The organism is Gilliamella sp. ESL1225, from assembly GCF_058502635.1.
This window is the reverse complement of the sequence record NZ_CP196358.1, coordinates 322,862-336,457: the sequence shown is the minus strand read 5'-3', so window position 1 is coordinate 336,457 and position 13,596 is coordinate 322,862. Positions and strand designations below refer to the sequence as shown.

Sequence of the window (13,596 nt, the reverse complement as noted above, 5' to 3'; positions counted from 1 at the left end):
GGCAATTTTATCATCACTCTTTAAATCAACATAAAAAGCGTTAAAGCATATTAGTTATCTTTTGTTAAGGTTGCAACCATAACTGCTTTAATCGTATGCAAACGGTTTTCTGCCTCATCAAACACAATACTATGTTTTGATTCAAAAACTTCATTAGTAACTTCAAGCCCATCTGTTAAACCAAATTGCTGAGCCATTTGTTTGCCGATAAGGGTATTTGTATCATGAAAAGCCGGTAAGCAATGCATAAATTTAACATTTGGATTTTGCGTTAATTGTAAAACATGTTGATTGACTTGATAAGGGGATAATAATTTAACACGTTCACGCCAGACTTCTTTAGCTTCGCCCATTGAAACCCAAACATCGGTATATAAAAAATCAACGTCTTTTACTCCGTCAGCAATATCCTCCGTCAGCAAAATTTTTGCGCCGGTTGTTTTAGCAATTTGTTGACATTGGTTAACTAATTTAGGATCAGGTTGACATACTTTTGGTGCTACAAGGCGAATATCCATACCCATTAATGCCGCCCCTTCCATTAAAGAATTACCCATGTTATTACGCGCATCGCCAAGGTAGGCAAATTTAACAGTATTTAATTTACGAGAGCCAATATGTTCTTGCATAGTCATAAAATCCGCTAAAATCTGCGTCGGATGGGCTTCAGTAGTAAGTCCGTTCCAAACCGGAATGCCGGCATATTTAGCAAGCTCTTCAACAATCGCTTGCCCATAACCGCGATACTCAATACCATCATACATACGACCTAAAACCCTTGCCGTATCAGCAATCGATTCTTTATGTCCTATTTGACTGCCGCTTGCGCCTAAATAAGTCACATTAGCCCCTTGATCAAAAGCCGCCACTTCAAAAGCGCAGCGAGTGCGAGTTGAATCTTTTTCAAAAATGAGGACGATATTTTTACCAACTAAATGACGCACTTCATCACCTTGTTGCTTAGCCTTTTTGAGTGTGATGGCTAAGCGAATTAATTGATTAATATCGGCTGGCGTAAAATCTAATAGGCGTAAAAAATGGTGCTTGTAAAAACCGTACATACTTAACTCCTAAAAGGACAAATCGAATAAAAATTTGAACTTGATTCTATTTGAATAATTATTCAAATTCAAGCCACGTAACAAAAAATCAATAATCGAAGATTCTAGTATAAGAGAAATCTCATTTTTTAGACAAAATTAATAATAAATGATGAGATAATATATTTTTAATTGCTAGTGTCTTTATCATTAACAATGTAATAAAATGCTTGCTAGCTTACGTCATCCATGTAAAATGGATTGAATTTATATTCATATATAATGATTTTTTATTCAACAGTAAGGTCGGTTAATTATGCACAATTATGCTTTACTCGTCTTACAAGACGGCTCCTACTTTTTAGGTCAATCCATTGGCGTTGATGGGCAAACACTCGGTGAAGTTGTTTTTAATACCTCAATGACAGGTTATCAAGAAATTTTAACTGACCCGTCTTATAGTGAACAAATCATTACCTTAACAGAGCCTCATATTGGCAATGTAGGTACCAATGATATCGATGAAGAATCCACAAAAATTTATGCTAAAGGACTCATTATTCGAGATCTATCATTAATCCCAAGTAATTATCGTTATCAACAAGATTTGCCTAAGTATTTACAAGATCATCATATTGTCGCTATTGCTGATATCGATACTCGTCGCTTAACCCGACTCCTCCGAGAAAAAGGCGCTTTACATGGTGTGATTATTACAGGTGATTCTAAATCGGCTTTACATTTAAAATTAAATAATGTGATTAAATTAGCCAATACCTTTGCGGGACTAAAAGGATTAGATTTAGCACAAAAAGTGACCTGCTCATTACCTTATGAATGGCGTTATGGCTCTATCAATATTATTAAAGATCTTACTTCGCCTCAAACGACTGTTGATTTACCTTATCATGTCGTTGCGTATGATTTTGGCATCAAGCGTAATATTTTACGGATGTTAGTTGATAGAGGATGCCATTTAACAGTGGTTCCAGCTAAAACACCTGCCGAGCAAGTTCTTGCGCTTAACCCTGATGGTATTTTTTTATCAAATGGACCTGGCGATCCTGCGCCTTGTAATTATGCCATTAACGCAATAAAAACATTTTTAGACCAAGATATCCCGATTTTTGGTATTTGTTTAGGTCATCAATTATTAGCCTTAGCCAGTGGGGCTAAAACGATTAAAATGAAATTTGGTCATCATGGCGGCAATCACCCTGTACAAAATCTATCAACTCAAAAAGTGATGATAACAGCACAAAATCATGGTTTTGCCGTTGATAAAACCAGTTTACCGGCACAAATTAAAATTACCCATCAATCATTATTTGATGGTTCAATTCAAGGTATTCATCATACTGAAAAACCCGCATTTAGTTTTCAAGGTCACCCCGAAGCGAGCCCCGGTCCAAGCGATGCCGCATTGTTTTTTGATCACTTCATTGATTTAATTAAAACTTATCAGCAGGAACAATAAACATGACGAAGCGAACAGATATTAAAAGTATTTTAATTATTGGAGCAGGTCCGATTGTGATTGGTCAAGCATGCGAATTTGATTATTCTGGCGCACAAGCTTGTAAAGCACTGCGTGAAGAAGGCTATCGCGTTATTTTAGTTAATTCCAACCCTGCAACCATTATGACCGATCCCGAAATGGCAGATGCGACTTATATCGAGCCGATTGATTATCGCTCGGTACGTAATATTATCGAAAAAGAGCGCCCCGATGCAATTTTACCAACCATGGGCGGACAAACCGCGTTAAATTGTGCATTAGCCTTAGCAAAACATGGCGTTTTAGCGGAATTTAATGTTGAAATGATTGGCGCAACAGCCGATGCGATTGATAAAGCCGAAGATCGCAAGCGATTTGATTTAGCCATGAAAAAGATTGGACTGGAAACGGCACGCTCAGGCATTGCGCATACGCTTGACGAAGCTTATACCGTGCTTGAAAAAGTAGGCTTCCCGTGTATTATTCGCCCCTCTTTTACCATGGGTGGAACAGGCGGTGGTATCGCTTATAATCGTGAAGAGTTTGATGATATTTGCACGCGTGGGCTGGATTTATCGCCAACAAGTGAACTGTTGATTGATGAATCATTAATTGGTTGGAAAGAGTATGAAATGGAAGTCATACGCGATAAAAATGATAATTGTATTATTGTTTGTTCGATTGAAAACTTTGATCCTATGGGAATACACACAGGCGACTCGATAACAGTTGCCCCAGCGCAAACATTGACCGATAAAGAATACCAAATTATGCGCAGCGCATCGATTGCGGTATTACGAGAAATCGGCGTTGAGACAGGTGGCTCTAATGTGCAATTTTCGGTCGATCCCAAAACAGGACGATTAATTGTGATTGAGATGAATCCACGTGTATCCCGATCATCAGCATTAGCTTCGAAAGCAACGGGGTTTCCCATTGCTAAAATTGCGGCAAAACTCGCAGTGGGTTATACATTAGATGAACTCGCAAACGATATTACCGGCGGCAAAACGCCCGCCTCTTTTGAACCTTCCATTGACTATGTGGTAACAAAAATTCCGCGTTTCAATTTCGAAAAATTTGTGGGTAGTAATGATAGATTAACGACCCAAATGAAATCCGTTGGCGAAGTGATGGCAATTGGTCGCACTTTTCAAGAATCACTACAAAAGGCGTTACGTGGTCTTGAAGTTGGCGCTTGTGGATTTGATCCTAAAATAAAAGATAATGCCCAAGCTTCATTAGCTAAAATTCGTTATGAATTGCAAGAAGCCGGCGCTGAGCGAATTTGGTATATTGCCGATGCGTTTCGACAAGGGATCACGTTAGATGAAGTCATTAACTTAACCCATATTGATCCGTGGTTTTTAGCACAAATAGAACAATTAATAACTATTGAAAATAATCTAAAAGGAACATTATTAACCGATCTTAATGTAGACACCTTACGTAAGCTTAAACGCCGCGGATTTTCAGATAAACGATTAGCGCAATTATTGCAAGTCGAAGAGCATGAAGTTCGAGAACTACGGTATCAATTTCAGATTCATCCTGTTTATAAACGCGTTGATACCTGTGCAGCGGAATTTGCGACAGATACCGCTTATTTATATTCAACTTATGAACAAGAATGCGAGGCAAACCCACAATTTAATCGCCCTAAAATTATGATTCTTGGTGGCGGACCAAATCGAATTGGGCAAGGCATTGAATTTGATTATTGCTGCGTACATGCCGCACAAGCTCTGCGTGAAGATGGTTTTGAAACCATTATGGTTAATTGTAATCCAGAAACCGTATCAACAGATTATGATACTTCGGATAAACTGTATTTTGAGCCGGTGACATTTGAAGATGTCCTTGCCATCGTGCAACTCGAAAAACCTCTTGGCGTCATTGTGCAATATGGTGGGCAAACGCCGCTTAAATTAGCGCGCGCGTTAGAAAAAGCAGGCGTACCAATTATTGGTACCTCACCCGATGCTATTGACCGCGCCGAAGATCGCCAAAAATTCCAAAATATAGTCGATAAATTACAACTTAAGCAGCCAGTAAATGCAACAGTGATGAATATAGAAGAAGCCTTACAAAAAGCAGCTCAAATTGGTTATCCCCTTGTTGTTCGCCCATCTTACGTACTTGGTGGACGCGCAATGGAAATCGTTTATAACAATGACGATCTCATCAAGTATTTTAAAACCGCCATCAGTGAATCCAATAATGCCCCTGTTTTATTAGATCATTTTTTAGATGAGGCGATTGAAATCGATATTGACGTCTTAGCCGATGGTAAGGAGGTCGTCATCGGTGGCATTATGCAGCACATTGAACAAGCGGGTATTCATTCAGGCGATTCAGCCTGCTCATTGCCAACGTATTCATTAAGCGCCGATATGTTGGATAATTTACGAAAACAAGCAACGCAGTTAGCCATTGAGCTGAATGTTAAAGGTTTAATGAATGGGCAATTCGCGATAAAAGATAACCAAATTTATCTGATTGAAATTAATCCACGGGCTGCGCGTACTGTGCCATTTGTCTCTAAAGCAACGGGGGTGCCTTTAGCCAAAATTGCCGCACGTATCATGACGGGTCAATCTCTCGCTAAACAACAGATCTCAAGCGAAATCATCCCACCTTATTATTCCGTTAAAGAAGTAGTATTGCCCTTTAATAAATTTATCGGCGTTGATCCAATTTTAGGACCAGAAATGCGCTCAACAGGCGAAGTCATGGGCATTGCTAAAACTTTTGCCGAAGCCTTTGCTAAAGCACAACTGGCTAGTTTTTCAACGATGAAAAAATCGGGAAAAGCTTTACTATCAGTTAGCGATCATGATAAACATCATCTTATCGATATCGCTAAAAAATTATGTCAGCATGGTTTTAGCTTAGCCGCGACTTCTGGCACAGCTGAAATACTCAATCAAGCTGGCATCGAGTGCCAAGTCGTCCGTAAAGAAAACGAAGGACGCCCAAATATTCATGATCATATAAAAAATGGCGAATACAGTTATATTTTAAATACAACATCGGGACGAGAAGCAATTGAAGCATCCAAAATACTAAGGCGCAGTGCGATACAATATAAAGTCCATTATGACACAACCATAAATGCCAGCTTTGCAACGCTCGCCGGCTTAGACTATGATCCAACGCAATCTGTTATTTCATTACAGACGCTTTATCAATTGGCATAAATGAGTAACCTTAAATAACTTAAAAATAATAGAGCGAGGAACACCTCGCTTTATTATAGGATAACGCCGTTAAATTACCTTTAAAATAACGTAAAGATTCATTCAAAAATGCCAATAACCACCTATTTTACAAAAAAACTATTGCATTCTTACTATTTTGCTATAAGATACACACCTCTTTGACGCGGGGTGGAGCAGCTTGGTAGCTCGTCGGGCTCATAACCCGAAGGTCGTTGGTTCAAATCCAGCCCCCGCAACCATTTCTAGTTATCAAGATTGTCATTTTTCTCTCTTTATTAAATCCACGACTTTAGCTAATACGTTTTGGCTGATACTTCAAACAAACTTGAAACCGATTCATTTATGCGTCTTGCTATATAGCTATTATTCATCGTATAAAGATGAATGCCGTCAACATTTTGCGAAATTAAATCAACAATCTGATCAATGGCATAGGCAAGACCCGCATCACGAAATGCATCAGGATGATGCTCGTATTTATCCATCATTTGCTTAAATTTCTTTGGTAAATTAACGCCACACATAGTCACCATTCTTTCAATTTGATTTTTATTGGTGACAGGCATAATACCGGCTTCAATAGGAACATTAATGCCCAGATCTTTCGCCTTGTCTAAAAAAGAATAAAAATATTCATTATCAAAAAATAATTGTGAAATTAACTGATCCGTGCCGGCATTAACTTTTTCTTTCAAATTAATCAGATCTTGTTTTAAGGTTGATGCCTCAAGATGCCCTTCTGGATAACACGCGCCAATGACATTAAAATCGCCATTTTCTTTAATAAAAGCAACAAGTTCACTGGCATAGTTAAAATCATTTTTTGGTACAACATTCGGTCCGATATCGCCGCGTAAAGCTAAGATATTATCAATGCCAGCACTTGCCAGATCAGCAAGCATTTGTTTCATATCTTGCTTAGTAAAATTAATGCCGGGTAAATGGGCAACGCTTTCAATACCATAAGTATGTTTTACAGCATGTGCAATCTCAAGACTGGTTTGATTATTTAAACTGCCACCGGCACCATAAGTCACACTAATAAAATCGGGCTTAAAATAGCCAAGTTCACGCAAAGTGCTATAAATTGTTTCAATTGGTGAAGTTTTTTTAGGTGGGAAAACCTCAAATGACAATACCGTCTTTTTTTTAAATAATTGATTTGTCTTCATTTGTTTTATTCCTTTCTATAAAGATGGGACTATTATCAAGTCCCATCTTTCTTTCATTATGTGCTATCTATTAAAATGATTCATGTTAGGTTATCACCTAAACTGATTTATCATTTAAGTCATAAATATTAATTTAATGTTTTTCGGACTTGTAATGTCGCCTCAACCATATTTTTTAGACTTAACACCACTTCTTTTTCACCACGCGTTTTTAAACCACAGTCTGGATTAATCCATAATTTTTGCTTATCGATTTTGGTGAGTAATTTATCAATAGTTTGTTTAATTTCTTCGACCGATGGAACACGTGGTGAATGAATATCATAAACACCCGGTCCAACTTCAGTTTGGAAATTGTTCGCTTTTAATACATCAATTAATTGAAGGTTAGAGCGAGATGCTTCAAATGAGATAACATCGGCATCCATGGCATCTATATCACGAATAATATCAGCAAATTCGCTATAACACATATGTGTATGAATTTGTGTTACTACTTTGACTTTACTATGCATTAAACGGAAAGCAGGGATCGCCCAATCTAAATATTCACTATGCCAATCGGCATGGCGAAGGGGTAATTTCTCTTTTAATGCCGCCTCATCAATTTGAATAATTCGAATACCCGCCGCTTCAAGATCGAGTACTTCATCACTCATCGCTAAGGCAATTTGAAATACCGAGTCTTTTTGAGAAATATCTTCACGCGGGAATGACCAATTTAAGATAGTCACAGGACCCGTTAACATGCCTTTAACCGGCTTATCCGTTAAACTTTGCGCATATTTAGAATAAGCCACTGTGATCGGTTTGGAGCGCGACACATCACCCCAAATAATTGGTGGTTTAACGCAACGTGTACCATAAGATTGTACCCATGCTTTTTCGGTAAAAAGGAAACCATTTAAACTTTCACCAAAATACTCGACCATATCATTACGTTCAAATTCTCCGTGCACTAACACATCAATACCAATATCTTCTTGTAATTGAATACATTCAGCAATTTTTTGTTTATTAAATTCTGTATAGGCGTCGAATGAAATCTCCCCTTTTTTAAATTTAGCACGATTTAGGCGAACATCTGGTGTTTGTGGAAAAGATCCAATCGTTGTTGTCGGTAATAAGGGAAAATTAAAGGCATTTTTTTGAGCAACTTCACGTACGGGAAAAGCCGGCTCGCGCGTAAAATCAGCAGGTTTTAAATCTTCAACCCGTTTACGAACTTGTGCATTGATGCCTTCACGAGTTTGGTTAAATAATTGTTGATTCGCTTGTAATAGCGAATGAGCCGTATTATCTACCTGTTCAGCTAATTGTCCTAAATCGGCAAGCTCTTGTAACTTTTCTTGCGCAAAAGCAAAATATGCACGTTGTTGCTCTGTTAATTTTGTTTCGTTTTGTAAAGTATAAGGAACATGTAATAAAGAACACGAGGTATTAATCACCAAATCATTAACCAGGGGTTTTAGCTCAGTAAGTAAGGATAACGTTTTTTGATAATTGTTTTTCCAAATATTTTTACCGTTAACCACGCCAGCAAAAAGGACTTTATTGGACGGAAATGAGTGTTTATTTATTAAATCAAGCGTTTGTTTACCTTCAACAAAATCTAAACCAATACCATCGAAAGGCAAATTAACTAATGTCTTATAGCAATCACGGACATCACCAAAATAAGTTTGTAAGACGATTTTGGTATTCCCCTTAGTTGATAAAATGGCTTGATAAAGCTCGTCAAATAAAGCTATATCGTCTTTAGTCAGATCCGTGACTAAAATAGGTTCATCTAACTGTAACCAGTTCGCGCCTAATTGATTGAAGCGTTGAATAATGGTTTGATAAGTGGTAATGATATCACCTTTAATATCATTACTATTCTTCTGACCCGTAAAGTGAGCTAGCTTTAAAAATGTTAATGGGCCAATAATAACCGGTTTTGTTTGAATACCTAATGATTTCGCTTCTTGATAGTCATCAAAAGGTTTAGTGCTTGCTAATTTAATTTGTACAGAATCGTCGATTTCAGGCACTAAATAATGGTAGTTGGTGTTGAACCATTTTTTCATTGCAAGCGCACGCACATCACCTTTATCACCTTGATAACCTCTTGCCATCGCAAAATAACGATCTAAGTCTGATAGACCTAAATCTTGATAACGTTTAGGAACCGCATTTAATAAACACGCCGTATCTAAAATGGCGTCATAAAATGAAAAATCATTTGAAGAAATAAAATCAATATGATGAGTTACTTGCAGTTTTAAATGTTCAACGCGTAATTTTTTAGCCTCTTCTAATAATTCACTTTGCGTTTTGTTACCTTTGAAATAAGCTTCTGTAGCAAATTTTAACTCTCGAAGTTTACCCACACGCGGGTAACCAATAACAGCAGTCTTCATATTTCATCCTTTTAAAGTTAGTTATAGGTAAAAATTCTCTGGTTTAAAAAGATAACAAAAAAAAATACTATTGAATAATGGCAAATTTTTATTGTTTGTTATAGTTTTTATCTATATTAACAAGCCATTTGTCGACGATATTAATGATGCAACTGGTCAAGTTGTTGTAAGGTATTGATATTTTGAAAAGAGGACGATTTATCAGCAAAATCTACTGCAATTGCATCAATTTGTGCTAAAAATTGCATAAGTTTACGCTGACCGCTTTTTAAATACTGTGCTAATTTTACAGCGGTTTGTTTATGAATTAGTAATAAAGTTGGATGATAATATTGCCCATCATAAGGATAAGCGGCTAATTGATTGTCAATTGCAAAAACTAATCGAGTCACTAAATCATCGGGTAAAAATGGCGTATCACAACTAACAAAAAGATTCCAATCTGTTTGACTACGAATAAGTCCACTATAAATACCAGATAAAGGCCCTAAGTAACCACTAAAATCATCGCAAAAAGTTTCAAAGCCCGAAATAGCATATTCTTGCCTATTCTTATTACAATTAATCAGTAGATAATTTACTTGTGGCAAAACACGCTTTATAACATGCTGATACAAAGGTTTATTATGCAAAAGCTGCAACCCTTTATCGTTGCCTTGCATACGGGTACTTTGTCCCCCCGCTAAAATAATCGCAGTTAAGGTCGGTTTTTGCATAAAATATTGCTCTTTTACATTGCGAAAAAACAAAATAACATTACTATAGATCCATCTTTTTGCAAGTTTATGTCTTAGTTTTAAGTAAGATAACTTTAGAAAGAATTCATTCTGTAAGGATTTAGTCGCGCTATCGCCTATTTTTGTTAGATAACTATTGTTTTAATAAACTATTGCTTTAATAAATTATTATTTTAATACACTATCACTTTAATAAACGACTTTTTGAATCATGATTATTTTAAAAAGTAAATATTGGCATATTTTATCGTTAAAGTGATTTAATGATGACTTAAGTGAACTAATTCGTTTCAGTAAGTTAAATTTTTAAAAAATCTTTGATGCTAATTAAAGATAAAATAAAGGTTATTAATTATGAAATGTCACCGTATTGATGAGTTAATTGAACTTTTACAAAATGCATGGGAAAATGATGCTGACTTAAATTTATTACAGTTTTTAGCTAAATTAGGTCAAGAAGCTGGATTTAGCGGCGACTTGAGCGATTTAAGTGATGAAGTTTTAATTTACCATTTAAAAATGCGCGATTGTGATAAAAATGCAGTCATACCAGGCTTAAAAAAAGATTATGAAGACGATTTTAAAACTGCATTATTAAAAGCTCGTGGCATAATTAAGGAATAACAAGGAGAATAATTAATGAAAAAAACATTAATTGCTGTTAGTACAATTTTATTTTCAATGAACTGTTTTGCAAATGATGTTAATGCAAAAGCAATGACAGAGAGTTCTAAAATCGAAACAGTTAATGCTGAAAACCCACAAACACCATCTGATCAAAAACCGACTCCTAAAAAAGTGACCGTGATTGAAACAACAACTCAAGGCACACCTTTTGAAGCGATTGAAAAAGATAAACAATATGTTGTTTTATCAACGGCGCAATCACCTGATAAAGAGGTCATTGGATTCTTTTCATTTAACTGCCCTAGCTGTTATAAATTTGAAATGGACTATCATGGACCTGAAAAGATAGCTAATGCTTTACCGGCAGATGTCTCATTTCGCCAATATCATTTAGGTGATTTTGGTCCACTATCTCCTGAATTATCCGAAGCTTGGGCGATTGCTAACGTTTTAAATGTGCAAGATAAAATAGCCCATGCATTTTATAATGCCATTCACAACGAAAATTCACTTAAATCGGCAAATGATATTAAAGTGATTTTTAATAACATCGGCATTAGTAATGAAGATTATGATAAAGCAGCAAATAGCTTTTTAACGCGCGCCTTTATCGCGCAGCAAAATGAAGCTTTAGATCAAATTCGCCCAAATTCAATTCCTGCTGTCGTCGTTAATCGTAAATATTATGTCAATCCGCGCGGTCTAAACTCAATTAGCCCAGAAGATACCATCAACGATTATGCACGTACGACTGCTTTTTTAACGACATTAACATCAACAGAAAAAGCAAAAACTGATAAAAATAAAACAGAGACAACTAAAAAAGCAGGTACTAAGCAAACAAAAAGCAAATAAGACTGTAAAGTAAAAAAGGGTATACCATTATGCTAATTGGTATACCCTTTTTTATGGTAGCGATAAAATCGTTAATTATTCTCTTTCTAAAGCATAAATTGGATCGAGTTTGGCTGCACGACTTGCGGGTAGATAACCAAAAATAACACCGATTAAACTTGAACAGGTAAAAGCAGCAATAATTGCCGTGCTAGAAAAACTCATCGCAAATTGAGTGACAAACAGATCAAAAAATATCCCAATTATAAAAGATAATAAAATGCCTAAAGTGCCACCAATTAAACAAACCAGAACCGATTCAATTAAAAATTGCTGTAAGATATCACTCGAACGCGCCCCAACAGCCATGCGAACACCAATTTCACGCGTTCTTTCCGTTACTGAGACGAGCATAATATTCATGACACCAATACCGCCGACAACTAATGAAATTAATGCAATCGCTGAAACTAATAATGTCATCACAGATGTCGTTGATTCGACATATTCCCGAATACTGTCAGAGTTAAAAATATAAAAATCTTGCACACCATGGCGCTGTAATATCATTTTATTGATCGTTTGTTCAGCCATCGATAAGTCGACATTATCTTCAATACGTACCGTTATGCTTCTTAACGAAGTTTGCCCAACCATTCGATTAATCACTGTCGTATAAGGTAACCAAATATTTAAGCTTTCGTTACTTCCAAATCCTTGCTGCGATTTAGTTGCCACACCAATAATTCTAACGGGTAATTTACCTACCATTAAAATTTTACCAATAGGATCCGTATTAGCAAATAAACGCTTAACCGTATTCTCATCGATCACAGCATCTTGAGCAGATTGGGCAACACTCGTTTGATTAAAGGCATAACCTTGTGTAATTGTGTAACCACGCACTTCGAAAAATTGCTCACCAACACCATTAACCATACCATTAACCGCTTGATTTCCTACTCTGAAATAAACACTGGTTGCTATGTTTGGTGTCGCACTGTGAATAAAACTTTGTTGTGCTAAAAAATCTGCATCAGCTGAATTTAGAGTCGTTATTTTGCTGGCATTGCGATCACCAAATCCTTTCCCTGGGTATATTTCTAACGTACTTGTGCCCATCGAATTAATATCATCAAGCAGTTTTTTTGTAGAACCATTGCCTAAAGCAACAATCGAAACAACAGAGGCAATACCAATGATAATGCCTAACATTGTTAAAAAGGTTCGTAAACGCTGAGAAAGCATCGATAAAATTGCCATTTTAAAGGCATCTTTAAAACGTCCATATTTAGCCAACAAATTATCCTGTGTTTTTGTGGCAGCAATTTGTTTCGCAGGCGTCGTATGATCTTCAATAGGTTTAAAATGGGCGTTAGGTTGATCGGAAATAATATTGCCATCACTAATCTCAATAATACGTTCAGCACTTTGCGCAATATTACTATCGTGAGTAACGATAATGACAGTATGCCCTTGGGCATGCAGTTGACGTAAAATCGTCATTACCTCTAACCCGCTTTGCTTATCAAGCGCACCCGTTGGCTCATCGGCTAAAATAATTTGCCCGCCATTAATTAATGCTCGAGCGATACTCACACGTTGTTGTTGCCCACCCGATAATTGGCTAGGTTTATTATGAATTTTATTGCCCAGTCCTAAGCGCGTTAAAATAGAATCCGCTTTTTGTTTACGTTCATCACTATTCATACCAGCGTAAATTGCTGGAATTTCGACATTACCTTCAGCGGTTAAAGTATTTAAAAGATGATAACGTTGGAAAATAAAACCAAAATGTTCTCGCCTAAGTTCGGCTAACTCATCTGATGATAATTGTCCGGTATTGCGTCCACTAATTAGATAAGTGCCAAAACTCGGTTTATCAAGGCACCCTAAAATATTCATTAAAGTCGATTTACCAGAGCCAGAAGAGCCTATTATCGCAACCATTTCACCTGCATTAATCGTTAAATTAACGTCTTTTAAAACACGAATAGTTGTATCACCAGCAGGAAATTCTCGAACAATGTTAGTAAGTTGAATTAAAGGTGTTGTTGATATCATA

The 13,596-nt window shown here is 36.5% G+C and carries 9 protein-coding genes and 1 tRNA gene; 5 read left to right on the top strand and 5 right to left on the bottom strand.

What is annotated here, in order from left to right:
* Positions 1-50: 50 nt before the first annotated feature.
* Entirely contained in the window at positions 51-1,061 is a 1,011-nt protein-coding gene (gene argF, locus ACSYSW_RS01390) for an ornithine carbamoyltransferase (protein ID WP_491705048.1), read from the bottom strand.
* Positions 1,062-1,356: 295 nt separating this feature from the next.
* On the opposite strand from argF, the gene carA reads away from it, so the two are divergent.
* The 3 genes from carA (at position 1,357) to ACSYSW_RS01375 (ending at position 5,998) form a co-directional block, all read left to right on the top strand.
* Positions 1,357-2,517, top strand: a complete 1,161-nt coding sequence (carA, locus tag ACSYSW_RS01385) for a glutamine-hydrolyzing carbamoyl-phosphate synthase small subunit (protein WP_491705049.1) — start codon at positions 1,357-1,359, stop codon at positions 2,515-2,517.
* A gap of 2 nt (positions 2,518-2,519) precedes the next feature.
* Positions 2,520-5,738 carry a carbamoyl-phosphate synthase large subunit gene (carB, locus tag ACSYSW_RS01380; RefSeq protein WP_491705050.1) on the top strand — a complete coding sequence of 1,073 codons (3,219 nt, stop codon included), beginning with the start codon at positions 2,520-2,522 and terminating at the stop codon, positions 5,736-5,738.
* Between the two features lie 183 nt (positions 5,739-5,921).
* Positions 5,922-5,998: transfer RNA gene (locus tag ACSYSW_RS01375), tRNA-Met, on the top strand.
* Between the two features lie 54 nt (positions 5,999-6,052).
* Here the strand turns inward: ACSYSW_RS01375 and metF are convergent.
* From metF to mobA, 3 genes are all read right to left on the bottom strand, one after another.
* The gene (gene metF, locus ACSYSW_RS01370; protein ID WP_491705051.1) at positions 6,053-6,931 is read right to left on the bottom strand and encodes a methylenetetrahydrofolate reductase [NAD(P)H]; all 879 of its coding nucleotides are present in this window, start codon (positions 6,929-6,931) and stop codon (positions 6,053-6,055) included.
* A 128-nt stretch (positions 6,932-7,059) separates the two neighbouring features.
* Positions 7,060-9,333 carry a 5-methyltetrahydropteroyltriglutamate--homocysteine S-methyltransferase gene (gene metE / locus ACSYSW_RS01365; protein ID WP_491705052.1) on the bottom strand — a complete coding sequence of 758 codons (2,274 nt, stop codon included), beginning with the start codon at positions 9,331-9,333 and terminating at the stop codon, positions 7,060-7,062.
* 140 nt (positions 9,334-9,473) lie between these two features.
* A complete protein-coding gene (mobA, locus tag ACSYSW_RS01360; protein ID WP_491705053.1) occupies positions 9,474-10,049 on the bottom strand; it encodes a molybdenum cofactor guanylyltransferase MobA in 576 nt (191 codons plus the stop codon).
* Between the two features lie 375 nt (positions 10,050-10,424).
* Here mobA and ACSYSW_RS01355 point away from each other — a divergent pair, with 375 nt between their 5' ends.
* Together ACSYSW_RS01355 and ACSYSW_RS01350 are read left to right on the top strand one after the other, a co-directional pair.
* Positions 10,425-10,694, top strand: coding sequence for a YihD family protein (locus ACSYSW_RS01355; RefSeq protein WP_491705054.1), 270 nt, complete (start codon positions 10,425-10,427; stop codon positions 10,692-10,694).
* Positions 10,695-10,709: 15 nt separating this feature from the next.
* A complete protein-coding gene (locus ACSYSW_RS01350; protein ID WP_491705055.1) occupies positions 10,710-11,552 on the top strand; it encodes a DsbA family protein in 843 nt (280 codons plus the stop codon).
* A 75-nt stretch (positions 11,553-11,627) separates the two neighbouring features.
* Here ACSYSW_RS01350 and ACSYSW_RS01345 read toward each other — a convergent pair whose 3' ends face one another.
* Complete coding sequence (locus tag ACSYSW_RS01345; protein WP_491706121.1) at positions 11,628-13,595, bottom strand: MacB family efflux pump subunit; 1,968 nt, start codon at positions 13,593-13,595, stop codon at positions 11,628-11,630.
* Between the last annotated feature and the right edge of the window lies 1 nt (position 13,596).